22 protein-coding genes are annotated in these 26,685 nt (G+C 75.1%); 10 read left to right on the top strand and 12 right to left on the bottom strand.

What is annotated here, in order from left to right; genetic code table 11:
* Positions 1–7: 7 nt before the first annotated feature.
* From ACWEQL_RS05285 to ACWEQL_RS05275, 3 genes are all read left to right on the top strand, one after another.
* Positions 8–1,633 carry an FAD-binding oxidoreductase gene (locus tag ACWEQL_RS05285; RefSeq protein ID WP_452148812.1) on the top strand — a complete coding sequence of 542 codons (1,626 nt, stop codon included), beginning with the start codon at positions 8–10 and terminating at the stop codon, positions 1,631–1,633.
* Positions 1,630–2,526, top strand: coding sequence for a diacylglycerol kinase (locus ACWEQL_RS05280; RefSeq protein WP_452148811.1), 897 nt, complete (start codon positions 1,630–1,632; stop codon positions 2,524–2,526). Before ACWEQL_RS05285 ends, ACWEQL_RS05280 begins: the two co-directional genes overlap by 4 nt.
* Before the next feature lie 64 nt (positions 2,527–2,590).
* Complete coding sequence (locus ACWEQL_RS05275; RefSeq protein WP_452148810.1) at positions 2,591–3,445, top strand: carbon-nitrogen hydrolase family protein; 855 nt, start codon at positions 2,591–2,593, stop codon at positions 3,443–3,445.
* A gap of 33 nt (positions 3,446–3,478) precedes the next feature.
* Here ACWEQL_RS05275 and ACWEQL_RS05270 read toward each other — a convergent pair whose 3' ends face one another.
* From ACWEQL_RS05270 to ACWEQL_RS05230, 9 genes are all read right to left on the bottom strand, one after another.
* A complete protein-coding gene (locus tag ACWEQL_RS05270) occupies positions 3,479–4,843 on the bottom strand; it encodes a DUF2252 domain-containing protein (protein ID WP_452148809.1) in 1,365 nt (454 codons plus the stop codon).
* 120 nt (positions 4,844–4,963) lie between these two features.
* Positions 4,964–6,559 carry a multicopper oxidase family protein gene (locus ACWEQL_RS05265; protein ID WP_452148808.1) on the bottom strand — a complete coding sequence of 532 codons (1,596 nt, stop codon included), beginning with the start codon at positions 6,557–6,559 and terminating at the stop codon, positions 4,964–4,966.
* Positions 6,556–7,026, bottom strand: a complete 471-nt coding sequence (locus ACWEQL_RS05260) for a hypothetical protein (RefSeq protein WP_452148807.1) — start codon at positions 7,024–7,026, stop codon at positions 6,556–6,558. Before ACWEQL_RS05260 ends, ACWEQL_RS05265 begins: the two co-directional genes overlap by 4 nt.
* Positions 7,027–7,283: 257 nt before the next feature.
* Entirely contained in the window at positions 7,284–8,129 is an 846-nt protein-coding gene (locus tag ACWEQL_RS05255; protein ID WP_452148806.1) for an ABC transporter ATP-binding protein, read from the bottom strand.
* A 117-nt stretch (positions 8,130–8,246) separates the two neighbouring features.
* Positions 8,247–9,032 (bottom strand): aminotransferase class IV, encoded by a 786-nt coding sequence (locus ACWEQL_RS05250; protein ID WP_452148805.1) that lies wholly within the window; start codon positions 9,030–9,032, stop codon positions 8,247–8,249.
* Between the two features lie 97 nt (positions 9,033–9,129).
* On the bottom strand, positions 9,130–10,524 hold the full coding sequence (locus ACWEQL_RS05245) for an FAD/NAD(P)-binding protein (RefSeq protein ID WP_452148804.1): 1,395 nt from the start codon (positions 10,522–10,524) through the stop codon (positions 9,130–9,132).
* Between the two features lie 38 nt (positions 10,525–10,562).
* Positions 10,563–11,543, bottom strand: coding sequence for an EamA family transporter (locus tag ACWEQL_RS05240; RefSeq protein WP_452148803.1), 981 nt, complete (start codon positions 11,541–11,543; stop codon positions 10,563–10,565).
* Positions 11,544–11,593: 50 nt separating this feature from the next.
* On the bottom strand, positions 11,594–12,280 hold the full coding sequence (locus tag ACWEQL_RS05235) for an O-methyltransferase (protein ID WP_452148802.1): 687 nt from the start codon (positions 12,278–12,280) through the stop codon (positions 11,594–11,596).
* Entirely contained in the window at positions 12,277–13,842 is a 1,566-nt protein-coding gene (locus ACWEQL_RS05230) for an amidase (RefSeq protein ID WP_452148801.1), read from the bottom strand. Before ACWEQL_RS05230 ends, ACWEQL_RS05235 begins: the two co-directional genes overlap by 4 nt.
* Positions 13,843–14,060: 218 nt before the next feature.
* Between ACWEQL_RS05230 and ACWEQL_RS05225 the strand changes: the two genes are divergently transcribed.
* Positions 14,061–14,501 carry an ASCH domain-containing protein gene (locus tag ACWEQL_RS05225; RefSeq protein WP_452148800.1) on the top strand — a complete coding sequence of 147 codons (441 nt, stop codon included), beginning with the start codon at positions 14,061–14,063 and terminating at the stop codon, positions 14,499–14,501.
* On the opposite strand, the gene ACWEQL_RS05220 is transcribed toward ACWEQL_RS05225, so the two are convergent.
* On the bottom strand, positions 14,411–15,724 hold the full coding sequence (locus ACWEQL_RS05220; protein ID WP_452148799.1) for a cation:proton antiporter: 1,314 nt from the start codon (positions 15,722–15,724) through the stop codon (positions 14,411–14,413). The two genes, ACWEQL_RS05225 and ACWEQL_RS05220, sit on opposite strands and share 91 nt — an antisense overlap.
* A 410-nt stretch (positions 15,725–16,134) precedes the next feature.
* On the opposite strand from ACWEQL_RS05220, the gene ACWEQL_RS05215 reads away from it, so the two are divergent.
* The 6 genes from ACWEQL_RS05215 (at position 16,135) to pdxR (ending at position 22,926) form a co-directional block, all read left to right on the top strand.
* On the top strand, positions 16,135–16,926 hold the full coding sequence (locus ACWEQL_RS05215; RefSeq protein ID WP_452148798.1) for a DUF3050 domain-containing protein: 792 nt from the start codon (positions 16,135–16,137) through the stop codon (positions 16,924–16,926).
* 279 nt (positions 16,927–17,205) lie between these two features.
* The gene (locus ACWEQL_RS05210) at positions 17,206–18,090 is read left to right on the top strand and encodes an oxidoreductase (protein ID WP_452148797.1); all 885 of its coding nucleotides are present in this window, start codon (positions 17,206–17,208) and stop codon (positions 18,088–18,090) included.
* Positions 18,087–19,154 carry a phenazine biosynthesis protein gene (locus ACWEQL_RS05205; protein ID WP_452148796.1) on the top strand — a complete coding sequence of 356 codons (1,068 nt, stop codon included), beginning with the start codon at positions 18,087–18,089 and terminating at the stop codon, positions 19,152–19,154. The genes ACWEQL_RS05210 and ACWEQL_RS05205 overlap by 4 nt, the downstream gene beginning before the upstream one ends.
* Positions 19,154–20,524, top strand: coding sequence for an aldehyde dehydrogenase family protein (locus ACWEQL_RS05200; RefSeq protein WP_452148795.1), 1,371 nt, complete (start codon positions 19,154–19,156; stop codon positions 20,522–20,524). The genes ACWEQL_RS05205 and ACWEQL_RS05200 overlap by 1 nt, the downstream gene beginning before the upstream one ends.
* Positions 20,525–20,550: 26 nt before the next feature.
* Positions 20,551–21,231 (top strand): hypothetical protein, encoded by a 681-nt coding sequence (locus ACWEQL_RS05195; RefSeq protein ID WP_452148794.1) that lies wholly within the window; start codon positions 20,551–20,553, stop codon positions 21,229–21,231.
* A gap of 153 nt (positions 21,232–21,384) precedes the next feature.
* Positions 21,385–22,926, top strand: a complete 1,542-nt coding sequence (pdxR, locus tag ACWEQL_RS05190) for a MocR-like pyridoxine biosynthesis transcription factor PdxR (RefSeq protein ID WP_452148793.1) — start codon at positions 21,385–21,387, stop codon at positions 22,924–22,926.
* 27 nt (positions 22,927–22,953) lie between these two features.
* Here the strand turns inward: pdxR and pabB are convergent, their stop codons facing one another.
* Together pabB and ACWEQL_RS05180 are read right to left on the bottom strand one after the other, a co-directional pair.
* A complete protein-coding gene (gene pabB / locus ACWEQL_RS05185) occupies positions 22,954–25,089 on the bottom strand; it encodes an aminodeoxychorismate synthase component I (RefSeq protein ID WP_452148792.1) in 2,136 nt (711 codons plus the stop codon).
* A 167-nt stretch (positions 25,090–25,256) separates the two neighbouring features.
* Complete coding sequence (locus tag ACWEQL_RS05180) at positions 25,257–26,654, bottom strand: 3-deoxy-7-phosphoheptulonate synthase class II (protein WP_452148791.1); 1,398 nt, start codon at positions 26,652–26,654, stop codon at positions 25,257–25,259.
* Between the last annotated feature and the right edge of the window lie 31 nt (positions 26,655–26,685).

Below are 26,685 nucleotides of genomic sequence, written 5' to 3'. Positions count from 1 at the left end.
GTAACGCATGGCACCCGAGAACGCACCAGACCGCCCCGCAGGCGCCGTCCTGCCGCTCCCCCCGATGAAGTGGGACGCCTGGGGCGACCCGGCGCTCGCCAAGGAGCTCTCCGAGGACGTCTTGGGCCTGCTGGCCGCCGCGCTGGGCGTCACCGGCCCCGCCGAGTCCGGCCCCGCCGCCGACGACGTCGTGCTCCGCCCCTGCGCGCTCACCGCCGAGGACCTCGCGGCGCTCACCGCGGTCGTCGGCGAGGCCCACGTCTCCGCCGCCGACGCCGACCGCCTGCCCCGGGCCGGCGGCAAGTCCACCCCCGACCTGCTGCGCCGCCGCTCCCGGGCCGAGCAGGACGCGCCGGACGCCGTGGTGCTGCCCGGCAGCGAGGACGAGGTCGCCGCCCTGCTGGCCGTCTGCGCCGAGCGCCGGATCGCCGTGGTCCCGTTCGGCGGCGGCACCAGCGTGGTCGGCGGACTGGACCCGGTCCGTACGGGCTTCGCCGGCGTGATCTCGCTCGACCTGCGCCGCTTCGACGAACTCCTCGATCTGGACGAGGAGTCCGGCACGGCGCTGCTCGGCGCCGGACTCACCGGCCCGGCCGCCGAGGAGCTGCTGGGCGCCCGCGGCCACGAGCTCGGCCACTACCCGCAGAGCTTCCGCTTCGCCACCATCGGCGGCTTCGCGGCCACCCGCTCCTCCGGCCAGGACTCCGCCGGGTACGGGCGCTTCGACGCCATGGTGCTCGGTCTGCGCGTGGTCACCCCCGCCGGCGTCATGGACCTCGGCCGCGCCCCCGCCTCGGCCGCCGGCCCGGACCTGCGCGAGCTGTTCCTCGGCTCGGAGGGCACCCTCGGCGTCATCACCGCCGTCCGGGTGCGGGTGCACGCCCTCCCCGCCGCCAAGGCCCACGAGGCCTGGAGCTTCCCCGACTTCACCACCGGCGCGGCCGCCCTGCGGGCCGTCGCCCAGCAGGGCCCCGGCGTCACCGTGATCCGGCTCTCCGACGAGGCCGAGACCGCCGTCAACCTGGCGATGACCGAGAGGATCGGCGGCTCCTCCGAGGTCAGCGGCTGCCTGGCCGTCACCGTCTTCGAGGGCACCGCCGAGCAGGTCGCCGCCCGCCACGGGGCCACCCGTGCGCTGCTGCTCGCGGCCGGCGGACGCTCGCTGGGCGAGGCCCCGGCGCTCGCCTGGGAGCACGGCCGGTTCAACGCCCCGTACCTGCGCGACTCGCTGCTGTCGGCCGGCGCGCTCTGCGAGACCCTGGAGACCGCCACCTCCTGGCGGCAGCTGGCCGCGCTGCGGTTCGCCGTCACCACGGCGCTGACCGAGGCGCTGCCCGGCGCCCTGGTGCTGTGCCACATCTCGCACGTCTACCCGGCCGGCGCCTCGCTGTACTTCACCGTGGTCGCCGCGATGGGCACCGACCCGCTCGCCCAGTGGGGCGCCGCCAAGCAGGCCGCCGGCGACGCCATCCTCGCCGCCGGCGGGACCATCACCCACCACCACGCCGTCGGCACCGACCACCGCCCGTGGATGACCGGGGAGGTCGGCGAGCTGGGCGTGCGCGTCCTGCGCGCGGTCAAGGCCGAGCTGGACCCGGCGGGCATCCTCAACCCCGGGAAGCTGATCCCATGAGACGGGTCACGGTCCTCACCAACCCGACGGCGGGCGTCGGCCACGCCGCGCCCGCCGGCCGGCGGGCCGTCGCCCGGCTGCGCGCGCTCGGCGTCGAGGTCGTCGAACGCACCGGGGCCGACGCCGCCGACGCCACCCGGATCGCCCGGGACGCCGTCGCCGACAACGTGGACGCGCTGGTCGTCGTCGGCGGGGACGGCATGGTCAACCTCGGCATCCAGGCGCTCGCGGGCACCTGCGTCCCGCTCGGCCTCGTCCCGGCCGGCACCGGCAACGACCACGCCCGCTCCTTCGGGCTGCCGTTGGGCGACCCCGAGGCCGCCGCCGACGTGATCGCCGCCGGGGCCGCCCGCCGGGTCGACCTCGGCCGGATCACCGCGGCCAACGGCGCCACCCGGTACTTCGGCTCCGTCCTCGCCACCGGCTTCGACTCCCTGGTCAGCGACCGCGCCAACCGGCTGCGCTGGCCGCACGGGCGGATGCGCTACAACCTGGCCATCCTGGTCGAGTTCGCCAACCTGCGCCCGCTGCCGTACCGGCTGGTCCTGGACGACGGCACCGTCATCGAACGGGACCTCACCCTGGCCGCGATCGGCAACACCCGCAGCTACGGCGGCGGCATGCACATCTGCCCCGCCGCGGACCCGGCCGACGGCCTGCTGGACGTCACCCTGGTCGCGGCGATGCCCCGACTGCGAATAGCCCGGTTCTTCCCCACCGTCTTCAAGGGCACCCACATCCACCACCCACAGGTCACCACCCATCGGGTGCGCTCGCTGCGGATCGAGTCACCCGGCCTGAACGCCTACGCCGACGGCGAGTTCATCGCCGCCCTGCCCGTCGAGGTGGCCGTCGCCCCGGGCGCGCTGCGGCTGCTGGCCCCGGCCGGCTGACCCGGGCGGTTCTCGAACGCCGGCCCTACCCGGCCGGTCGCGGGGCGGGGTAGGTTGGGCGGACATGAACGATCTTCATGCGCCGCCCACCGCCCCGCTCACCCTCGCCGCCGGCCAGGCGGCCTGCGCCGCCCTGGACGTCGGCGCGAACGTCGCCACCGCCGCCGACCTGGTCCGCCGGGCCGCCGACCGGGGCGCCGGCCTGCTCGTCCTGCCCGAGCTGTTCCTCACCGGGTACGAGCTCGACGGCATCGCGGCGGCCCCCGGCACGTACGCCCTGGACGGCGACGACCCCCGGCTGGACCCGCTGGCCGAGGCCTGCGCCGCCACCGGCACCGCCGTGGTGGCCGGCGCCCCCGCCCTCGACGCCGACGGCGGCGGGCTGCGGATCTCCGCGCTGGCCCTCGGCCGTGACGGCCGCCCCGCCGCGCGGTACGACAAGCAGCACGTGACCCCCTCGGAGCGGGCCGCCGGCTTCCGGCCCGGCGGTCACGGCGGCACCCTCGTCCTGGACGGCTGGCGGCTCGGCCTCGGCATCTGCTGGGACTCCGGCTTCCCCGAGCACGCCCGGGCCGCCGCCCTGGACGGCTGCCACGCCTACCTGGTGGGCGCGATGTTCGGCCGCGGCGGCGGCGCCCGCCAGCGGGCCGTGCTCTTCCCCGCCCGTGCCATGGACAACACCGCCTACGTGCTGCTCGCCAACCACAGCGGCCCCGGCGGCCCGTACCACGGCTGCGGCGGCAGCGCCGTCTGGGCCCCGGACGGCACCCTCCTCGCGGACGCCGGCGAGGCCGACCCCGGCCTCGCCGTCGCCGTCCTGGACCCGGCGGCCCTGGCCCGCACCCGCGCCGAGGAGCCCGTCCTCGTCGACCCCTCGCTCACCGCGCCCGTCCTCCCCCGCGGCACGGCGGCCGTCTGAGCAGCCGTGAGCCGAGGCCGGGAGCCGGGCCCGTCACATCCCCCGGCGGGCCTTGAGCGTGCCGTCGTCGATCGCGGCGCAGAGGGCGGCGTGGTCGGCGACGGTCATGTCGGCGTACAGGACGGAGAAGTCGGCGATCGCCTCGGCGAAGGTGTCGGCGTTGGCCCCCAGGTAGCCGGCGATGGCGAGGCGGTCGCCGGAGCGGGCGTGGGCGCGGGCCAGGGTGCGGCCGCACAGTTCGGCGTAGCGGCGCAGGCCGGTCGGCTTCATGCCGGTGACCTCGGCGGAGCCCTTCATGTCGCGCAGCTGGCGGCCGTAGAAGTGGCGCCCGGCCGCGCCGGTGGTCCAGCCGAGGAAGATGTCGCTGGCGGCCTGCATCAGGCGCTGGCCGGTGACCACCCGGCGCCCGCCGTGGGCGAGCGGGGCCTCGGCGGCGGGATCGGCGGTCCTGGGCAGGTGCTCCTCCAGGACGGAGGCGGTGGCCTCCTTGACCTGGAGGAACAGCGGGTCCCGCTCGTCCCGGCCCTCCAGCAGGATGATGAAGCAGCGGGTGCCGACGCTGCCGACGCCGACCACCTTGCGGGCGGCGTCGACGAAGCGGTAGCGGTCCAGCAGGACCCTGCGGTCCTCGGCGAGGGTGCCCCGGTAGTCGCTGAAGACCTTGCCGACGAAGGTCAGCTCCCGGTCGTCCAGCGGCTCGATCAGCGGCGGGTCGCTGATGATGCGCCGGCGGCCGTCCCGCACCTCGGTCAGTTTGCCGAAGGCCTGCAGGCTGGTGCGCCGCCGGGCCTTGGCCAGGTTCTCCTCCACCTGGCGGCGCTGCTTGGCCTTGTCGAGCAGCGGGAGCAGGTCGGCGGTGTCGATCCGGGCGTACCAGACCTCCAGCTCGCCCATGTCGGCGAGGACCCGCATCGCGGCGGCGTAGCCGTGCCCGGCGGCCAGCGCGGCGCGGCGCACCTGTTCCTCGTCGTGGCCGTTGGAGCGGGCGGCTACGGCCACGCTGGCGGCCAGCCGTTTGACGTCCCACTCGAAGGGGCCGGGGAAGGTCTCGTCGAAGTCGTTGAGGTCGAAGAGCAGGGCGCGTTCCGGGGAGGCGTACACGCCGTAGTTCAGCAGGTGGGCGTCGCCGCAGAGCTGGACGGTCAGCCCGGTGTTGGGGATCGCCCCGAGGTCGGCCGCCATCACCGCCGCCGCGCCGCGCAGGAACGCGAACTCCGACTCCGCCATCCGCCCGTAGCGCAGCGGCAGCAGCTCTGTCACCCGGTGGGCGCCCTGGCGCTCCAGCACCGCGATCGGGTCCGGCCGGTCGGCGGCCGGGATCCAGCGGCCGTGCGCGGAGCGTGGCACCCGGTCACGGGCGGCGCGGCCCCGGCGGCGGCGTTCCTCGGGGGTGGTCATGGCTGCTCCTCGGTCCGGCCGACGGGGACTCCTCGACGCTAGGCGAGGGTGGCCGCCGCGGCACGCCGGGACCGTTCCGCTGGGCCGACCGGGTGATCGACCCGCACCGGCCCCGCACCGTCACTCCACCACGAAGTCACCCATCATCGCGGTGTCCTCGTGCTCCAGGTTGTGGCAGTGCAGCATGTACGTCCCCGGGTGGTCGGTGAAGCGCACCAGCACCTCCATGGTCTCCGAGGGCCGCAGGTCCACGGTGTCCTTCCACCCGGCGTCGTACGGCCCCGGGTCGCCGCCGTCGCGCGAGAGCACCTGGAAGTGGTTCAGGTGGACGTGCACCGGGTGGTGGACGTCGGTGGTGAACCGCCAGATCTCGGTGGAGCCCAGGGCCGGCCGGGCCAGCGGGCGCCCCGGCTCGTACGGCAGGTTGTTGATCGCCCAGCCGTACCGGCGGCTGCGGCGGAAGGCGAAGGTGCGGGTGGCCGCCACGGCCCCCGGGTCGAGGCGATCGAAGCGGGAGAGCCGCGCGGGCACCGCCGAGTCGTCGCGCACCGCCCGCCCGGAGACGTCGAAGCACATCACCTCGGTGGTGCGGTCGCTGCCGAAGCGGTTCATCAGCCGCACCCGGGTGCCGGCCGGGTAGCGGGCGAAGTCGACCACCACGTCGAAGCGTTCGGCGGGCGCGAGGTCGAGGGTGTCGTGCGCGAGGGGGGCCTCCAGCAGGCCGCCGTCGCTGCCGATCTGCACCAGCGCGCCGCCGCCGGGCGGCTGCGGGTCCAGCTCCAGCCGGAACAGCCGGGTGTTGGCGCCGTTCAGCAGCCGCAGCCGGTAGCGGGCCCGGTCCACCGCGAGGGCCGGCCAGGGCGTGCCGTTGACCAGGATCACGTCGCCGAGCACCCCGTTCAGGTAGTCCTCGGTGACCCCCTGCCGCTCGTCCGCCGCCGGGTAGCGGAAGGAGCCGTCCTCGGCGAAGGAGCGGTCGGCGAGCATCACCGGCAGGTCGCGCTCCCCGCGCGGCAGCGGCAACGCGTCCTCCTCCTCGTCGTGGACCAGGTGGAAGCCGGCCAGCCCGTGCCAGACCACCTGCCCGGTGAACCCCATCCGGTGGTCGTGGTACCAGAGGGTGGCCGCCCGCTGCTGCCCCGGATAGGTGTACGTGCGCTCGCCGACCGAGACCTGCCCGGTGCGGCCGGCGTGCTCCCGGTGGGCCGGGCGGGCCTCCTGCGCGGACCAGGCCGGGACCGCCGTGCCGACCGGGTGGAGCAGGTCCATCGGGTAGCCGTCGCTGTCCGCCGGGGTGTGGCCGCCGTGCAGGTGGACGGTGACCGGCACCGGCAGCTCGTTGCGGTGGCGCACCACCACCGGCCGCCCCGCCCGGGCCACCACCGTCGGCCCCGGGAAGCTGCCGCCGTACGTCCACACCTCGGTCGGCAGTCCCGGCAGGATCTCCAGCCGGACCGGCTTCTGCACCAGCTCGTAGTGGTCGCCCGCGGCGTCGGCGGCCACCGGCGCCAGCACCGGCGGCACGACGAACGGACGCCCGAACGCCGGCGGCGGCTCCACCTCGCTCGGCAGCAGCAGCCCCGGCCGGGCCTCGGACAGCAGCCGCGCCGCCACCGGACCGCCCACCGCCACCGCCGCGCCCGCCCCGAGGCCGACGGCCCCCAGCCGCAGGAAGCGCCGCCGGGACACCCGCCGATCGCCCCCCGGCCGGGTCACTTGGCCACCTCGACCGGGCCGGCCGGCCTGGGCAGCCGCCCGTCCGCCGACCCTTCGTCACTTCCGCCTACCGGTACGGCCGGCGGCCGCTCCCGCCACGCCCCGACCAGGCCCAGCAGGATCCCGCCGAACAGCAGCACCCCGAGCGTCACGTGCACCCCCACCGCCCGGCCGTACCCGGCGGCGATCTGCGCCAGCACGGCGCCCAGCAGCGCCGCCGACAGGCCCACCGGCCACCCCGGGCCCCGGCCCACCCGGTGCAGCAGCGCCGCCGCCACCAGCTGGACGACCGCCCCGGCCAGCACCGCCCGCGCGGTCACCTCATGGGCGTGGAAGGACTCGAAGTGCCCGTTCAGGAAGCTGCCGGCCAGCATCGTCTGCACCAGCCCGAGCCCGCCGAGCACGCTCGCGGCCGCCCGGAACAGCGACAACGGCCAACGGGGGACGGGACGTTCGGCACTGCTCATGGGCGGGCTGCTCCCTGCGGCACGGTCCGACGGACGTGGTCGGACGGACACGGACGGACGGACACGGACGGCCGGGCGCGGAGGCCACGGCCGAGGGGACGGGGGTGGTCGGACGGGGGTGGAGGCGAGAGCCTAGCCCCACGCCCCGGCCCCGGACCGCACTCGCCGGGCCCCCGGCTGCCATCACCACCCGTTCGGTCCAGCCCCCTGGGCCGTACGGGCCGCGCGGCGGGCCGGGGCCCGGGCGGGTCCGTCGCTCACGCCGCCATGCCCGCCACACCCGCCGTGCCCGCCACGCCCGCCGTGCCGTACGGCCGGGCGACGGCGGCGGTCAGGGCCACCATCCGGTCGGCGACGGTCCGCGGGTCCGGGTCGCGCAGCTCGCCGGCCAGGGCGCCGTCCGCCAGGAAGACCACCCGGTCGGCGGCGGAGGCGGCCACCGGGTCGTGGGTCACCATCACCACGGTCGCGCCGAGCGTGTCCACGGCGTGCCGCAGCAGGCCCAGCACCTCGTGCGCGGTCCGGGTGTCCAGCGCGCCGGTCGGCTCGTCCGCGAACACCACGTCCGGGCGGGTGATCAGCGCCCGGGCGATCGCCACCCGCTGCTGCTGCCCGCCGGACAGCTGGCCCGGGCGCCGGGCGCCGTGCTCGGCCAGACCCACCTGGGCCAGCAACTCCCGGGCCCGGGAACGGTCCTGGCGCTCCCCGGCGAGGCGCTGCGGCAGCAGGACGTTCTGCTGGACGGTCAGCGAGGGCAGCAGGTTGAAGGACTGGAAGACGAAGCCGATCCGGCTGCGACGCAGCTCGGTCAGCCGGTTCTCCCCGAGCCCGGTGATCTCCTCGCCGCCCAGGAACACCTCCCCCGAGGTCGGCCGGTCCAGACCCGCCGCGCACTGCAGGAAGGTGCTCTTGCCGGAGCCGGAGGGCCCCATCACCGCCGTGAAACTTCCGTGCGGCAGCGCCAGGTCGACCCCGCGCAGGGCGTGCACGGTCTCCTCCCCGCGGCCGTAGCTGCGGCGGACCCCGCGCAGTTCGATCGCCGCCCCGGGGAGGGCGCTGCGGTGCTGCTCGGGCTGGGGCGTACGGTCCTGCCGGCGGGCCATGAGGGTGCCTTCCTGGTGAAATCCTGCTGATCGGCGACGAGTTCCACGCTAGGAGAGCGGCACGGCCCGGACCATGCGGGCCACCGGCGGGCCTCCGGTGGGGTTAGCCCCACCCCCTCAGACGGGTTCTCCCGCCACGGCCGCGTACTCCCGCCCCAGCAGCCCCAGCGCCGGGTGACCGGCGTCGAACTCCGTCCCGTCGATCCGCGCGATCGGGCGCACCCCGACCCCCGCGTTCACCGCGAACGCAGCCTCGAAGCGGCCCAGCTCGCCCACCGCCACCGGCACGCGCCGCTGCGGGCCGCCGTGGGCCTGCGCCAGCAGCGCCGCGGTCACCCCGGGCAGGGCCGCGCCCTCCGGCCACACCAGCCCCCGCCCGTCGAGGAACCCGACGTTCCAGGTCGCCCCCTCGGTCACCCGGCCCCGGCCGTCCACCAGCAACGCGTCGTCGTAGCCCGCCAGTTGGGCCATCCGCCGGTGCCGCACCAGGCCGAACAGGCCGACGTGCTTCACCTGCGGCAGCTCCCGCTCGTACGCCACCGTCCGCACCCGCAGCGGCTCCGGGCGGGACGCGCCGGCCGGACGGGTCGTCACCAGCAGGCCCGGCTCGGCCACCGCGCCCGGGCGCTCCAGACCCAGCCCCGGGTCGAACACGGTCACCCGCACGATCACCTCCCCCGCCGCCGGCAGCACCGCCCGTACCCGCCGGCGCACCTCCTCCTCGTCCGGCTCCGTGCCGAACACCACCCGGCAGTCCCGCCGCAGCCGCTCCAGGTGCAGCCGCAGACCCCGCACCCGGCCGTCCACCACCCGCATGGTCGTGAAGTGCCCGTAGTTGAGCATCCCCAGCGCCGCCACCGCGCCCACCCCGGCGGGCAGCCCGTCCATCTCGATCTCACCCATCCCGCGAGTCTGCCAGGGCGGGCGCGGCAGCACCGCGCCCCACCGCGCGCCGCCCGAGGGGGGTGGGCGCACGCGGTGGGGCGCGGGGGTCAGGGGGTCAGGGGGTCAGCGCGGGGGCCGGGAGGGTGGCGAGGAGGGTGGTGGCGAGGTGGGCGGCCTGGGTGCGGAGTTCGGGGATGGCGGTGGATTCGAGGAGGTTGCCGGAGCGGACCGGGCCGAGCGCCCAGAGGGCCGGGTGGAGCCGGCCCCCGTCGGGACGCAGGAGGCCGTCGTCCCAGGTGTCGAGGCCGCGGCCGCAGGGGCCCGGGCGGGCGGTGCCGGTGGCGAGCAGGCCGGCGAGCAGGGGGTCGGCGCTGTGGCGGGGATCGGCCTGGGCGCCGGTGCAGTTGACGACGGCGCCGACCCGCAGGGTGCGGCCGTCGGCGAGCCGGACCAGCAGCAGGTCGCCGTGCGGGGTGACCGCGGTGACCTCGGTGGCCGCGACCCGGAGGCGTCCGGCGCGGCGCACGGCCTGGAGGGCGGCCCCGGTGGCGGGCGGGATGCGGTGGCGGTGGACCTCCCAGATCCGCAGGTCCTCGCGGAGGAAGCGTTCCCGGTCGGCGGGCGGCAGGGCCTGCCAGAGCCGCTGGGTGATCGGGCGCAGGCTGTCCACGCCGGAGCGCCAGTCGCCGTGGCTGCGCCGGGTGGCGGCGATGTGCCGCAGGACCTGACGGCGCAGCTGGGCGAGGCCCGCGAAGTCGGGGCTGGGCGGCGCGGCGGCGGGGACGGGCGCGGCGGCGTGCGGCTGGGGCAGGTAGCCGTGCCGGGAGACCGCGTGGATCACCCGGCCGGGGCGGTCGAGGGTCAGCGCGACGTCGACCATGGTCAGCCCGGTGCCGACGAGCAGCACGTCGGCGTCCGGCCGGACGGCCCGCAGCGCGCCGGGCGCCCACGGGTGGCGGACGAAGGCCGCGGAGTGGAGCAGTTCGGCGGGCGCCCAGCGCAGGTCGGGCGGCAGGTGGCCGATGGCCAGGACGACCGCGTCCACGTCCAGCCGGCGGCCCCGGCCGAGCGCGAGCGTCACGCCCGCGCCGGCCGGGCCGCCGTCCAGCCCGGTCACCCGGGCGCGTTCGCGGCGCAGCCGCCCGTACGCGGCGGTGCGGGCCGCCTCGGCGAGGACGTCGGCGAGGTAGTCGCCGTACCGCATCCGGGGGCGGTAGCCGGCCGGGTCGGCGTCCTCGCCGTTCGCGGCCAGCCAGCGCAGGAAGTGGTCGGGGTCGTCGGGGTGGGCGCTCATCCGTCCGGCGGGGACGTTGAGCAGGTGGCGCGGGTCGCGGGTGCCGAAGGCGAGTCCGCGGCCGGTGTGCTCGGACGGGTCCAGCAGGTGGACGTCGACCGGCAGGCCGCGCCGGTCCGCCTCGCGCAGCAGGCGGGCGGCGGCGAGGGTGCCGGCGGCGCCGGCGCCGATGATCCCGATCCGGTGGCGGGTCTCGTGCGGCGGGGTCTCGCTCATCTGGTCCTCCCTTGGAACGGGGCCGGCGCCGGGCGGCGTCAGTTCCGGCCGGACGGGGCGCCGACGGCCACCGGTGCGGGCGTCTGCGGGTCGGATGCGGCGGGCCCTGCCGCCTGCTCGGTGTCGGGCCCGGCCGCCGGCTCGGCGACCGGTGCGGCCTTCGGCGGGGCCGCGCCGAACTGGCCGAAGGCGATGGCCGCGAGGACCAGCACCATGCCGCCGAACTGCCAGGCCGTGAAGCCCTGGTCGAGCGCCAGGTAGCCGACGATGGCCGCGACGACCGGGCTGAGCAGGGCGAAGAAGGCCAGCGCGGACGGCTGGAACTGCTCCACCCCGCGGAACCAGAGGGCGTACGCGAGGGCCGCGCCGATCAGCGACAGGTACGCGTAGCCGAGGCCGTTGGTGAGGGTGAGCGAGGTGGGCACGCCCTCGAAGGCGAGGGTGATCGGCAGCAGCACCAGGCCGCCGCCGATCAGCTGCCAGGCGGTGAAGATCCGCAGCGGCGCCGGACGGCCCCAGCGCTTGGTGAGCACGATGCCGGCGGACATCGAGACCGCGGAGGCGAGCGCGGCGGCCACCCCGATGCCGTCCAGCTGGACGGCGGACTTGATCACCAGGACGGAGACGCCGACCGCGCCGAGCACGGCGGCGACGACCTGGAGCGGGCGGACGGCGGCGCCGAGCAGGACGGCGGCGAACAGGATGACGATCAGCGGCTGGATCGACTGGACCATCGCGGCGAGGCCGCCGGGCAGCCGGTAGGCGGCGACGAACAGCAGGGCGAAGAAGGCGCCGATGTTGAGCGCGCCGAGGACGAGGGAGCGCCAGATCCACTCGCCGCGCGGCAGGGTGTCGCGCCCGATGAGCAGTAACAGGCCGGTGGGCAGGGCCCGGAGCAGGGCCGCGAACAGCGGCCGGTCCGGCGGCAGCCACTCCGAGGTGGCGTAGTAGGTGGTGCCCCAGATCATCGGGGCGAGCGCGGCGACGTAGCGGAGCCGGGGGGTGGCGAGCAGGGACATGGGGTCGTTACTCCAGGTGAGTGTTTCAGGGGGTGCGGGGTGCGAGTGCTTCAGGGCGTGCGGGTGGAGAGCTCGATGCCGTCGCCGACCGGCAGGCTCGCCGAGGCGTAGCCGTGGGCCGGGGTGCGGACGTGGTCGAGGTAGTCCTGCGGCAGCAGCGGCAGGTTGTCGGCGAGGACCAGCGAGCCGGACCGCAGCGAGGGTTCGAGGAGCCGCAGGACGGGCAGGTAGAGGTCCTTCCAGCCGTCCAGCAGGAGCAGGTCGACCGGGCCGTCGATCCGGGCGAGGGTCTGCCGGGCGTCGCCCTCCAGGACGGTGGCGTGGTCGGCGAGGCCGGCCCGGGCGAGGTTGTCGCGGGCGCGGACGGTCTTGACGGGGTGCAGTTCGGAGCCGATGACGGTGCCGCCGTCGCCGTTGTCGCGCAGGGCGGCGGCGATCCAGATCAGCGAGGCGCCGAAGGAGGTGCCGAACTCGACGACCCGGGCGGGGCGCAGGGCGCGGATGAGGACGTACAGCAGGGAGCCGGTGTCGGGGTGCAGCGGGAGCGCGGCCTCGCCGCAGAGTTCGGTGGTCTCGGCGACGGTGGGCGGGGTGTCCCAGTCGGCGACGGTGGCGAGGGCGCGTTCCATCGCGGTCTTGTCGTTGCGGTCGGCGCGGCGGTGGATCTCGGCGAGGACCTGCTCGACGCGCGGGTCGGTGGTGGCGGTGAGCGGGGTCCGGGACGGGACGGTGGTCATGGCGTTGCCTCCGGGAGGTGGTCGGTGGTGGCGCGCGGCAGGCGCCGGCCCCAGGGGCGGGCGCGTTCCAGTTGTCCGGCCAGGGCGAGGAGCAGGGCGTCGGCGCCGTAGCGTCCGGTGAACTGGACGCCGATCGGCAGTCCGCCGCGCCCGGTGTACAGGGGGACGGACATCGAGGGCTGGCCGGTGAGGTTGGCGAGCGGGGTCTCGTGGGCGAACTCGACGGCCCGCCACATCTGCTGTTCGGGGCTGCCGGTGGCGAAGGTGCCGAGCGGCGGGGCCGGCTCGGCGGTCACCGGGGTGAGCAGGAGGTCGTACGACTCGTGGGCCCGGGCCAGGGCGCGGGCGGCGCGCTGGAGGGTGCCGACGGCGAGCAGGTAGTCGGCGGCGGGGGCGGTGCGGCCCCGCTCGTACAGGTGCCAGGTGAGGTCCTCGAAGTGCTCGGGGCGCGGGGTGCGTCCGCTGAGCGCGGCGAAGGCGCCGATGGCCGAGGAGACGCCGGCGGCCCAGACGGTCAGGAAGGGCTCGGCCAGGTCGGCGAACCCGACGGGCGGGTCCTGGCCGACGATGTGGTGGCCGAGTTCGGCGCAGAGCCGGGCGGTGGCGTCGACCGCGGCGGCGCACTCGGGGTGGACGCTCCCGCCGGCGGCGGGCCGCAGGGAGACCGCGATCCGCAGCGGCCGGCCGGGGCCGGCGAGCGCGGCGCGCAGGAAGGCGCCGGGTTCGGCGGGCGGCGCCGGGTAGGGGTCGCCGAGGTCCGGGCCGGCGGTGGCGTCCAGGACGGCGGCGCTGTCGCGCACCGAGCGGGTGACCACGTGCTCGCAGGCGAGGCCGTTCATCAGGTCGCCGACGCCGGGGCCGAGCGGGGTGCGGGCGCGGGTGGGCTTGAGGCCGAAGACGCCGCAGCAGGAGGCGGGGATGCGGATGGAGCCGCCGGCGTCGTTGGCGTGGGCGACGGGGACGAGTCCGGCGGCGACGGCCGCGGCCGAGCCGCCGCTGGAGCCGCCGGTGGAGCGGCCGGGCACCCAGGGGTTGACGGCGGGGCCGCCGTGCCGGGGTTCGGTGGTGGGCAGGACACCGAACTCGGCGGTGCGGGCCTTGCCGAGGATGACCAGCCCGGCCCGGCGGAAGCGGCGGACCAGTTCGGCGTCCTCGCCGCCGGGCACGAAGCCGGCCAGGAACGCCGAGCCGGCGGTGGCCTCGGCGTCCGCGCAGGTCGGGCCGAGGTCCTTGAGCAGCATCGGTACGCCGGCCAGCGGGCCGGACGCGGCCTGGGCCGCGGGGGCCTCGGCGAGCGCCCGGGCGAAGCGCCGGACGGTGACGCTGTTGAGCCGGGCGTCGATCCGCTCGATCCGGGCGATGGCGGCCTCGGCGAGTTCGGCGGCGGTGAGCTCGCCGCCGCGGACCAGCTCGGCCTGGGCGTGGCCGTCGAGGCGGGCGAGTTCGTCGTCGTCCAGGACACGGACCCGGCCCGGGGTGGGCGGCGCGTCCAGCAGCCGCAGGGCGGCGGCCGGGCCCGCGGGCCACCGGCCGGCCGGGGGCAGTACGTCGTCGTCAATCACGTTCGTCAGACCTTCACTCGTGTCGGCCGCCGGGTGGCGTCCGAGGCGGTGACGGTGCCAGCCTAGGAGCAGACCGGCCCAGTCAAATGGTCCATTCGCAGTGCGATCCGGTGGGCCACTTGCCCGGTGCGGGGGCTGCTACGCTGACCGCCCGCACCGCCGGGCCATCGGACCGATTGATCAACTCGCCACGTACGGAAGAGAGTTGGGAGCAAGCCATGACGACCTCAAAAGCCCAGCAGGACCTCGCCGAACTGCCGGCCGTCAAGTTCTTCAAGGACGCCGTGGAGGACATCCTGGCGGGCCGCAAGACCCTGGAGCCGCGCCCCCGGAGCGTCGCCTGGGGCCGGCGGATCGCCTCCGCCGACCACATCCGGCTGACCTACGGGCCCCGCTACGGGGCCCCCACCGTGTTCGCGGTGGCGAAGGTGCTCTCCGTCGAGACCCGCCCGTTCGAGACCGCGACCCGGGAGGACGTGGACCGGATCGGCTACGGCTGGCTCGGGCGGGACCCGGCGGACTTCGCGAGGGAGTACACCGAGTGGTACGCCAAGGAGTTGGCCAAGGGCTACCCGGTGGTCTGGATCACCTTCTCCTTGGACGAGGCGCTCTCGACCGGGCTCTCCGTGGTCGGCACGGCACCGGGCTCGCCCTTGTAGATCCGGCGGAACAGCGGCGGGGCGACGGCCGTCGTCAGCACCGCCATGATGACCATCGAGGTGTTCAGCGAGGTGTCGAGCACCCCGATGGACAGGCCCACCTGGAGGACCACCAGTTCGGTCAGACCCCGGGTGTTCATCAGCACGCCGACGGCCGAGGCCTGCCGCAGGTCCATTCCGGACAGCCGGGCCGCGGCCGTCGCGCCGCCGAACTTGCCGAGGCAGGCGACCAGTGCGACCGCGGCGAGTTCCAGAACGCCCCGGCCACCGAGGCCGGCGATGTCCACGTTCAGCCCGGCGGTGATGAAGAACACCGGCACCAGCCAGCGGCTGCTCTGCTCGATCAGCAGCGGCACCTCCGGCGCCACCCGCTGGAGCTCCGCGCGCGGCACGATCACACCGACCGCGAACGCGCCGAAGATCGGATGGAAGCCGAGCCGGGTGGTGGCCCAGGAGGCCAGCAGGATCAGCACCACCAGGGTCAGCATCACCGAGGTGCCGGAACTTCGCCGCATCAGCGGGGTGGTCAGCAGCCGCCCGAGCAGCGGCCGCACCACCGTCGCCAGCAGCACCGCGAACAGCAGTACCCCACCGGTGGTCCACAGCGCGTGGTGCGCCGAGTCCCCGCTGACGAAGGTCACGACGAGGGCCAGCATCGACCAGGCGACCAGGTCGGCCACCGCCGCCGAGGTCATCACCAGCGCGCCCAGGTTGGAGGAGCCCAACCGGAACGTGGTCAGGATCCGGGCCAGCACGGGGAACGCGGTGATGGACATCGCCACGCCCAGGAAGACGGCGAACGAGGTCGCGGAGACGCCGCCCCCGAGCGCGTCCCGGTGCCAGGGGTAGAGGAGGGCCCCGAGCCCGACCCCCAGGCCCAGCGGCAGCAGGATCGAGGCCCCCGCCACCGCCAGCGCCGTCGACCGGGTCCGCAGGACCGCCTTCAGGTCGAGCTCGTAGCCGACGCCGAACATGAAGAGCACCAGGCCGATGTTGGCCAGCACCCCCAGCATCGGCCGGGCCGAGGTCGGGAACAGCGCGTGCGTCAGGTCCCCGGGCAGCAGCCCGAGGAGGGTGGGGCCGAGCAGGATGCCGGCCACGATCTCACCGATCACCGGTGGCTGGCCGAAACGTACGGCGAGTCGGGCCAGCAGGCCGCCGGCGGTGATGATGACGGCGAGCGCGAGCAGGATGGTCGCGGTAGCCGCGTCGAGACTGGACATGGGGCTTCCCCCCTCGGTCGTCGGGTTCGGTAACGGGATCCGGACGCTCCCACGCCTCGCCGAGGTGCGGCCAGGGCCACATCCGCCCTGCCGCAGGGGGCCATTCGGACCGGTACCGGTCGCGGCCCCGGGGACGCGCCAATGGTCCCTGGGGCGATCCGCATTTGGCCCTTATCGGTTCGCCGGGCGCGGGTCTACGTTGAGTTCGCCGGCCGATCGGAAGGTCACCGGCAGCACCCCGTGAACACCCGTGGAATGGGTGCCGGAGTTCCGTTCCGAGCCCGTGCGCATTGCGTCCCGCAAGGCCCGCCCGTTCCCCCCGGGTCCCCCCGCGTTTCGCCCTTTCCGATTCACCCGCTTTCCCCGCACGCCCCCGAATTCCATCCGTTCCGAGGAGAGAGAGGTCCGCCATGACCCGCTACGACTGGGGCAAGACCCACGACGGCATCGAGCAGCTCAAGCAGCAGATCGCGACCACCCGCGACGCGGTGGTCTCCCACCCGGTCTACCACGAACTGAAGTCGGTCCAGGACGTCAACACCTTCATGACCCACCACGTCTACGCGGTCTGGGACTTCATGTCGCTGCTCAAGTCCCTGCAGCGCGGCCTGACCTGCGTCGAGCTGCCGTGGCTGCCCACGGCGCTGCCCGACAGCCGCCGGCTGATCAACGACATCGTGCTGGTGGAGGAGAGCGACGAGCTGGACGGCGGCTTCATCAGCCACTTCGAGCTCTACCTGAACGGCATGACCCAGTCCGGCGCGGACCGCACCGCCGTGGACGCCTTCCTGGCCCTGCTGGGCGAGGGCCGGGCGGTGAACGAGGCCGCCGAGGCCGCCGGGATCCCGCTCCCCTCGGCCGAGTTCATGGCCGTGACCTGGGGCATCATCGACGAGGAGCCGCTGCACTGCCAGGCCGCCGCCTTCGCCTTCGGCCGCGAGGACCTGATTCCGGACATGTTCGACCGGGTCATCGCGATCGACGAGCAGAGCGGCACCCTCGGCACCTTCCGCGACTACCTGGCCCGCCACATCGAGGTGGACGGCGAGCAGCACACCCCGATGGCCATGCAGATGCTCGCCGACCTGTGCGGCGACGACGAGGTCAAGTGGGAGCAGTGCGCCGTGGTCATCAACCGCGCGCTGGCCGCCCGCGTCGCGCTCTGGGACGGCATCCTGGCCGCCCTGCACGCCGGTCGCTGATCCCGCGTCACCGTACGAACACCGCACGAACACCGCAACACCGGCACCAGACCCCCGCGCCGGATTTCGCCGAACAGGTGAACACCGGTTTGCGGGGGTCTTACCATCCCGTCCCGTTGAGGTTACAGTGAGGGCCGCCGGAGCTATCCGGACGATCCGGAGCAGACCTTTGCCGGGGCACTGCCCGCCGTTCACCGCAGGAATTCCGCCGCGTCACCGCCGCGGAATCCGGTGAACGGCCCTGGAAATTCGCACGAGATTTCCCTGCGGAGGGGTTTCATGACTGTCTGGTTCATCACCGGTGCGTCCAGAGGATTCGGACTGGAACTCGCCCGGCAGGCCTTCGACAACGGCGACACGGTCGTCGCGACGGCCCGCACCACGGCGACGCTGGCCAAGGAGTTCGCCGACCGCGACTTCCAGGACGTCGAGGACCGGCTGCTGATCACCGAGCTCGACGTCACCGACGAGGCCCGCGCCCGCCAGGTCGCCGAGCACGCGGTGTCCCGCTTCGGCCGCATCGACGTCCTGGTCAACAACGCCGGCCACGGTCTGCTCGGCGCCGTCGAGGAGGCCGCCGACGAGGAGGTCCGCCGGGTCTTCGAGACCAACGTCTTCGGCCTGCTCGCGGTGACCCGCGCGGTGCTGCCCGCCATGCGGGCCCGCCGCTCCGGCCACGTGATCAACCTCAGCTCGCTGCTCGGCTTCAGCGCCAAGCCCGGCTGGGGCGTCTACGCGGCGACCAAGTTCGCCGTCGAGGGCCTCTCCGAGTCGCTGGCCGCCGAACTCGCCCCGCTGGGCGTCAGGGTGACCCTGGTGGAGCCCGGCCTGTTCCGCACCGACTTCCTGGACGGTTCGTCACTGCGCCGCCCCGCCACGGTCATCGAGGACTACGCCGAGACCTCGGGCCGCATCCGCACCTGGGCCGACGGCCACAACCACCAGCAGGCCGGCGACCCGCGCCGGGCGGTGGCCGCCATCCTCGCCCTCGGCGGGCAGCAGGAGCCGCCGCTGCGGGTGCCGCTGGGCGCGGACACCGTGCAGTTCTTCGGCCAGAAGCTGGACGCCGTCCGGGCCGACCTCGACCGCGGCCGCGAACTCGCCCTCTCCATGGGCTTCCCCGCCGACGAGGCCGACGAGGCCGCCGTGGGGGCCGCGCGATGAACATCGGACCCCTCGGCCACGAGCCCTTCTCCGACGAGCACGTCCGGGCCGCCATGGCCTGGCACTTCGGCCCGGACACCGGCGCCCCGTTCTGGCTGGAGCGGCTGCCCCGGCTCGGCCTCGACCCGCTGCGCGACGTGCGCACCGCCGCCGACCTGGCCCGCTTCCCCGACCTCAGCGGGGAGCTGCGCGACGTCCCGGTGGCCGACCTGGTCCCGCGCGGCCTGGCCGAACGCCAGTACCGGGTGTACGAGTCCGGCGGCACCAGCGGCGCCCCCAAGCGGGTCGTGGACGGCGGCGCCCGGCTGCGCACCCTGGAGTGGGCCGAGCGCCGGCTGCGCGCCCAGGGCGTCCCCGCGCCCGCCGACTGGGCGCACCTCGGCCCGACCGGCCCGCACGTCTTCGGCTTCGACTGCGCCACGTACGCGTCGCTGGGCCCGGGCGTCTTCCACACCGTGGACTTCGACCCGCGCTGGGTGAAGAAGCTGATCGCCTCCGGCGACGGCGAGCTGGCCGCCCGCTACGTCCAGCACCTGCTGGACCAGCTGCTGGAGATCCTGCGCTCGCAGCCGGTGAAGGTGCTGTCCACCACCCCGCCGCTGATCGAGGCGATCGCCGCCCGCCCGGAGCTGTACGACCTGGTGAGCGAGCGGATCGAGGCGATCCTCTGGGCCGGCACCTCGTTCAGCCCGGAGAGCCTGCGCCAGGTGGAGGAGGTGCTGTTCCCCGGCGTCGCGCTGGTCGGCGTCTACGGCAACACCCTGATGGGCGTGGCCCCGCAGCGGCCGCGGCGCGCCGAGGACGCGCACGGCTGCGTCTTCGAGCCGCACCCGGAGAGCGTGCGGATCGACCTGCTCGGCGCGGACGGCGAGCCGGTGGCGTACGGCGAGCGCGGCCGGGTGCGGCTGCACGTGCTGACCGAGGAGACGTTCCTGCCGAACGTCCTGGAGCGGGACACCGCGATCCGGGTCGCCCCGGTGCCGGGCGGGGCCGTCGACGGCCTCGCCGAGGTCGGAACGCTGGCCAGCCTGGACGACGTCAAGGTCATCGAGGGGGTGTACTGATGACCACCGTCACCGCGCCGGTGACCGTCGACCCGCTGGTGGCCGGCCGGACCTCCGCCAGCCTGGACCGGGTCGCGCTGACCGACGTGCACGGCGCCCCGCTCGCCGACCTCGGCCAGGCGCCCCGGCTGGCCGCCCAGGCCGCGCTGGCGGTGCTGCGCCGCAAGGCCGACGGGCTGGCGCCGGACCCGGCGGTCTTCCCGCTGGCCGGCCGGCTGTTCGCCGAGGCGGAGCTGGACGGCGAGGACCCGGCCGAGTACCTGCGCCGGGTCACCGCCGCCACCGGGCTGCCCGCCGGGTCGGTGCGCGCGGCCACCGCGCTGATCCGCGAGGAGCTGGCGGGTTTCGCCGCGACCACCGCGGCCGAGCTGCCCGCCGGGCGGCTCGGCCCGGCGCACGAGGTGCGCTGGGCGCCGGCCGGGCGGCTGTTCGCCGCGGTGATGGCCAGCAACCACCCGGCCCCGCACACCACCTGGGCGCAGGCGCTGTACCACGGCTACGCGGTGCTGGTGCGCCCCGGCGGCCGGGACCCGTTCACCCCGCGCCGGCTGGCCGCCGCGCTGCTGGCCGCCGGCCTGCCCGCGCACCGGCTGGCCTTCCTGCCCGGGCCGCACGCGACCGGGGAGTTCCTGCTGGAGCAGGCCGACCGGGGCATCGTGTACGGCGGGGACGCCGCGGTGCGCCGCTGGCACGGCTCGGCGAAGGTGACCACCCGCGGGCCGGGCCGCACCAAGGCCCTGCTGGACGCCGATCCCACCGAGGAGCTGGTCGGCCACCTGGCGGCCTCCGCCGCGATCGACGGCGGCACCCGCTGCAACAACCTCTCCGCGGTGCTGACCTCGCGCCCGGTCGCCGAGGTGGCCGCCGCGCTGGCCGCCCGGCTGTACGCGGCGCACGCCGCCCCGGAGGAGCTGCCGGTCCTGGAGGCGTCCCGCGCCGAGGGCCTGCGCCGCCAGGTGGACGCGCTGCGGGCCGGGCTGCGCGACCACACCGCCGTCCACCACGGCGGCGAGTGGCTGGAGCCGCTGCCGGGCGGGGCGTTCCGGGCCCGTCCGCTGGTGCTGTCCGCCGACCGGGCCGGCCACCCCGCGGTGGGCACCGAACTCCCGTTCCCGTTCCTGGTGGTGGCACCCTGGCGGGAGGCGGACGGGACGGCCCCGCTGGGCGGCTCGCTGGTGCTCAACCTGCTGACCGACCGGCCGGGGCTGGTGGAGGCGGCGTTGCGCGAGCCGGGGGTGCGCAAGGTGACCGTGGGGGCGGCGCTGCCCTGGGACTCCGTCCCGGGGGTACCGCACGAGGGCAACTACACGCAGTTCCTGCTCGAACCGCGCGGTCTTGTCGTTCGAACTGGTGATGTGTCAGACATATAGTCAGCTGTCGACGTTGGGGGGACTTCGTGCGCTGGTTGGAAGGTGTGCTGGACCGCGGTTGGCGCAACCCGACCGCCGCCGTGCAGGTGATGGGGGCCGACGGGGTGATCGACCGCTCGGTGACCTACGGCGACCTGCTGCGATCGGCCGTCGCACTGGCCGAGCGGATCGGGCCGCAGCCCGGTGAGTGGCAGCAACGGGTGGCGATCTACGCCCTCAGCGGCCCCGAGTACGTGGTCGCCGACCTCGCCGCGCTCATCGCCGGAGCCGTGGTGATCTGCTGCGGCACCACGGCGCACCAGGCCCCCGACGCCGAGGCGCTGGCCGGCGCCGGTCTGCTGATGGCGGACCGGCGCGGCCGCGAGGTCCTCGCCGAGCGCTACCCGCGGGGGCTCGACGGACTCGGCGTCGAACTGGTGCCGGTGGAGCAGGAGCCCGCCCCCGTGCGGGAACCCCGCGAACTCGGCGGCGACCTCGACGACATCTGCAAGGTGCTGCGCGTCGGCGCGCCCGAGGGCCGCCGGAGCGTCGCGCTGACCGGGATCGCCCTGGAGCGGATCATGCGCTCGCCGCAGATCCGCTCCCGCAACGACTGGCGGCGCTACCACTCGCCGGACGCCCCGCTGCTCCAACTCACCGACCAGGTGAGCGTCTACCACACGCTCCAGCACGGCGGCACGGTCGTCTTCCCTGCTCCACGGGGGTGACCGGCCGCCGCGCCACGGTTCCCACGCCCGCATGCCCGGCATGCGGGCTTTGCCGTCGTCCGGCGCCGGGCGCCGTGACGGACCCCGCACCGCCGCCGGGACGTTCGGCGCGGCCCGCCCCGCGCCGCCGTCCCCCCGACGAAAGGACCCACGATGCCCAGAGGCTCCACCGCACTGCCCAGTGGCGGGTTCCGCCTGGTGAGATCCAGCCCGGTGCCGCTGTACCAGCAGCTGTACGAGCAGATCCGCTGGCACATCGACACCGGACAGTTCCAGCCGGGCAGCCGGCTGCCCGCCACCCGGACCCTCGCCGAGGAGCTCCAGGTGTCGCGGAACACGGTGCTGGTCGCGTACGAGCGGTTACTGGCCGAGGGGTACCTGGACGGCAAGGTCGGCTCGGGCACCCGGGTGGCCGGGTCGGCGCCGGCCGGCACCATCAGCCCGGAGGCGGCCCGGCTGCCGGACGCCTGGGAGAAGAAGCCGCGCGGGGCGCCCCGGCTGTCCCGGGCCGCCCAGACCGTGCTGAAGGCCTCCCGGGAGGTGGACGTCCCGCACGAGACGCTGGCGTACCCGGCCCGGCCGTTCACCCTCGGCACGCCGGCGCTGGACGCCTTCCCCACCACCACCTGGAGCCGGATCGTCTCGCGCCGCTCGTACCGGATGAGCAGCGCGCTGTACGCCCACCGGGACCCGGCGGGGTACTGGCCGCTGCGCAAGGAGATCGCCAGCTACCTCGGCCTGACCCGGGGGGTGAAGTGCACCGCGGACGAGGTCATCATCGTCTCCAGTTCGCAGGCCGCGCTGAACCTGCTGGCCCGGATGCTGCTGGACGAGGGCGAGCAGGTGCTGGTGGAGAACCCGGGCTTCGCCGGCAACCGGGCCGCGCTGGCCGCGGCCGGGGTGGAGCCCTGCCCGGTGGACATGGACAGCGAGGGCATCGCCGTCCTGCTCGGCGAGTCGCGGTTCCCGCAGGCCCGGATGGCGGTGGTCACCCCCAACAACCAGTTCCCGCTGAGCAACCGGATGTCGGACTTCCGCCGGGGCCAGCTGCTGGACTGGGTGGAGCGGGTGGACGGCTGGGTGGTCGAGGACGACTACGACGGGGAGTTCTGGGTCGGCCAGCCCTGCCCGCCGCTCCAGCAGCGGGACGTCAGCGGCCGGGTGGTCTACATCGGCACCTTCAGCAAGGTCTTCTTCCCCGCGATGCGGATGGCCTACATGGTGGTGCCGCCGGAGCTGGTGGACATCGTGACCGCCGCCCAGCGGTTCACGGTCAGCTCGCTGCCGATCCTCATCCAGGCCGCGATGGCCGACTTCCTGGTGGAGAACCACTTCGCCCGGCACGTGCGGCGGATGCGGGAGGTCTACGCGGAGCGCGGCGAGGCCTGCGTCCAGGCGCTCGGCGAGCACTTCGGGGACCTCGTGGCGGTCGACCCGCCCGCCGCCGGGATGCATCTGACGGTCTGGTTCCCCGAGGGGACGGACGACCCGCGGATGGCCCGGCTCTGCCGCCAGCAGGGGGTGCGGATCTACCCGCTGTCGGGCTTCTTCGCCTCCGGGGCCGGCGCACCCGCGGGAGCGCCGACCACCCCGGCCGTGGTGCTCGGCTACGGCGGCACCCCGCCCGAACAGATCGCCTCCGGCGTGCGTCAGCTCGCCGCCGCTTTCGAACGTTCCCAGCGGTCGGCGAGCTGACGTCCCCATCGGTCGGCCGTGCCCGGGTCAGCGGGTCACGGCGGCCGCCGGACGGGCGGTCAGGGCCCGGAGCGGGGCGGAGGCCTTGAGCAGCATCTCCTCGTACTCCTCGACGGGGTCCGAGTCCAGGATGATCGCGCCGCCGGCGCCGACCGTCATCTCGTCCCCGGTGAGCACCGCCGTGCGGATCACGATGTTGAGGTCCGCGGTGCCGTTGAGGCCGAGGAAGCCGATCGTCCCGGAGTAGACCCCGCGGGCCCGGGTCTCCAGCGAGTCGATGATGTCCATGGTGCGCAGCTTGGGCGCGCCGGTCATCGAGCCGCCCGGGAAGCAGGCCTTGACGCAGTCCACCGGGTCGGAGTCGGCGCGCAGCTTGCCGACGATGGTGGAGACGAGCTGGTGGACGGTGGCGTAGGTCTCGGTGTGCATCAGGCTGGGCACCGACACCGAGCCGACCTCGCAGACCCGGCCGAGGTCGTTGCGGAGCAGGTCGACGATCATCAGGTTCTCGGCGCGGGTCTTGGCGCTGGTGGTGAGCGCGTCGCGCAGCCGCTGGTCCTCGGCGGGGCCGGCGCCGCGGCGGGCGGTGCCCTTGATCGGCTTGGTCTCCACCATCCGGTCGCGGGTGATCTTGAGGAACCGCTCGGGCGAGGAGCAGGCGACCTCCAGCTCGCCGAAGCGCAGGAAGGCCGAGTACGGGGCCGGGTTGTGCCGGCGCATCTGCTGGTAGAACTCGTAGCCGTCCTCGGGGCGGGGCAGCTTCATGGCGTTGGTCAGGCAGATCTCGTAGCTCTCACCGGCCAGCAGCTGCTGCTTGCAGGTCTCGATGCCCTCCAGGTACGCCTCGCGGTCGACCACCAGGTGCTCGGCGAGCTCCGCGGGGTCGCCGCCGGCGGCCGGGGCGCCCTGCGGGCGGGGGCGGGGCAGCGCGGTGAGGGTGGCGGCGGTGTCGGCCAGCCAGGTGCGGGCGGCCCGGACGCAGGCCGGGTCGGCGGTGGACAGGGCCAGGATGTGGGTCTGGCCGAGGGCGTGGTCGACGGCGACCATCCGGTCGGCGAAGATCCAGCAGGCGTCGGGGGCCGGGGAGCGGTGCTTGGCCGGGGAGCCGGTGCGGTCCTTCATCTCGTACCCGAGGTAGCCGACGTAGCCGCAGGTGAGGTCCATCGGCAGCTCGGGGGCGCCCTCCAGCCGGATGTTCCTCAGCCGGGTGCCCAGGTACTCGAAGACGTCGCCGGCGACCAGGTGCGGCGGGCGGCCGCTCGGGGTGACCTCGACGCAGTGCTCCTCGACCCGGTGGCGGACCACCTCGGAGAGCGGGCCGGAGGCGTCGCCGAGGAAGGAGAAGCGGGAGCGGCCGGGCTCGACCAGCGAGCTGTCCAGCCAGAAGGCGTCCGGGGCGCCGCGGTAGAGCGCGCCGAAGGCCTGCTCGGTGTCGATCGCGGTGGGGATGGTCCGGGTGTGCAGCCGGTAGGTGGTGACCTCCGCGGCGGGCGCCGGGGCGGGCTCGGTGACGCGCTGGCGCGGGATGAACACCTTCGGCGCGCCGGGGGTGCGGCGGGCCAGGACGCGGCCGCGCTCGGCGTGGAAGCGGCGGGTCAGCTCGTGGAAGTTGGCGACGATCGCCGAGCCGAACTCGGTGGCCACCGACTCGGGGTGGAACTGCACGCCCCACAGCGGCCGTTCGCGGTGGCGCAGGCCCATCAGCACGCCGTCCTCGGCCCAGGCGGTGGCCTCCAGCTGCGGCGGCAGCGGCTCCTCGATGCAGAGCGAGTGGTAGCGCACCACGGTGAAGCCCTGCGGGATGCCGGCGAAGAGGTCCCGGCCGTCGTGGGTGACCGGGCTGAGGTGGCCGTGCCGGGCCCGCGGGGCGCGGACCACGGGGGCGCCGGAGGAGCCGGCGATGCCCTGGTGGCCGAGACACACGCCGAGCACCGGGACCTCGGCGCGTTCGATCGCGCGGGCCGAGATGCCGAAGTCCTCCGGGCGGGTCGGGTCCCCCGGGCCGGGGGAGATCACGATGTTGTCGTAGCGGGTCAGCCGGTCCTCGGTCCAGTCCGGGCTGTCGTTGGTGACCACCTCCGGCTCCACGCCGGTGGTGCGGGCGATCAACTGGTACAGGTTGTAGGTGTACGAATCGTAGTTGTCGATCAGCAGCGTCTTCATGTCGGCTCTCCGGTTGCGTGGGGGTGCGGTGGCGGCGGTGGGCGGGCCCGTCCCCGGGCGCCGCGGGCCCGTCCTCAGGCCGTCTCGGGCCTGTCCTCGGGCCTGTCCTCAGGCGCCGTGGGCGGAACGTGCTCCGTCGCGGGCGGGGCGGTCACGGGCGGCCCGCGTCAGGCGCTCGCCAGCCGGGCGATCAGGTCGGCGACCTCCAGGGCCTGCTCGTTGTTGAGCCGCGGGTCGCACATCGAGCTGTAGCGCAGGGGCAGTTCGCCCTCGGTGGGGACGAGCTCGCCGCCGACGCACTCGGTGACGTCGGTGCCGGCCAGCTCCAGGTGGACACCGCCGGGCCACTCCCCCGCGGCGCTCAGGATCCGGAAGAACGCGGTGATCTCGGCCAGGATGGCGTCCAGGTACCGCGTCTTGAGCCCGCCGGCGCTCTGCACGGTGTTGCCGTGCATCGGGTCGCTGACCCAGACCACCTGGTGCCCGGCCGCCCGGACCGCCTCGACGATCCCCGGCAGGTGGTCCCGCAGCTGGGCGGGCCCCATCCGGACGATCAGGCTCAGCCGGCCGGGCTTGCGCAGCGGGTCCAGCCGCTCGCACAGCTCGACGACGTCGTACGGGGTCGCGGAGGGCCCGATCTTGCAGGCCACCGGGTTGGCGATGCCGGACAGGAACCGCACGTGGGCGCCGTTCGGGTCGCGGGTGCGCTCGCCGATCCACGGCAGGTGGGTGGAGAGCAGGTACCACTCGCCGGTGAGCGGGTCGCGGCGGGTCAGCGGGGCCTCGTAGTCCAGCACCAGGGACTCGTGGCTGGTCCAGAGCCCGGTGTGCGACCAGCGGCCGCCGCCCGGCCCGTCGTCGTGCCGGGTGCGGCCGTAGCCGGAGAGCACCGAGTGTAGCGAGCCGTCCCAGGCGAGCGCGGGCGCCGTGTCCGGCAGCAGAGCGCGGGCCACCTCGGGCTCCCAGGCCTGCGGCAGGCGGGCGCTGGCCTGCTCGTGGGCGAGCATGTGCAGCTCGTGCAGGACCAGCTTGCCGCTGTAGTAGCCGGACATCAGCCGGTACGGGTCCGGGCGGCGGTCCTTCTCGTACGGCTCCGGGCCGTTGACCGTGAGGCCGCGGAAGACCGGCAGCTCGCGGCCGTCCACCTTCTCGGTGTTCGCCGAGCGGGGCTTGGCGAACTGGCCGGCGATCCGGCCGATGGTGACGGTCGGCAGCCCCAGGGCGGCACTGATCCGCTCGGCCATCGCGCCGATCACCCGGTCCTTGGCGCGGGCGCCGGCCACCGCGGCCTTGCCGAACGGCTCGGCGCAGTCGCCGCCCTGCACCAGGAAGGCCTGGCGGGACTGCACCTGGCCGAGCGCGGCGGTCAGGCTGAGCGCGTCGGCGGGGGTGGTCAGCGCCGGCAGGTCGGCGAGCAGGTCGCGGACGGTGTACAGCTCGCCGGCGTTCGGCCACGGCGGCTGCTGCGCGGCGGGCAGCCCGCGCCAGTCGTACGGGTTCCAGGGGCGGTCGCGGTCGAGGGTGGTCGCCGGCCGGGGGCCGGGGAGCAGTCTGGTGGGAGTCACGGCTATGAGGTCCAATCGCTTGTGTGGGACG

Source organism: Kitasatospora sp. NPDC004240 (genome assembly GCF_053603215.1).
The sequence above is the reverse complement of the archived record's forward strand: the minus strand, read 5'-3'. Positions and strand labels throughout refer to the sequence as shown.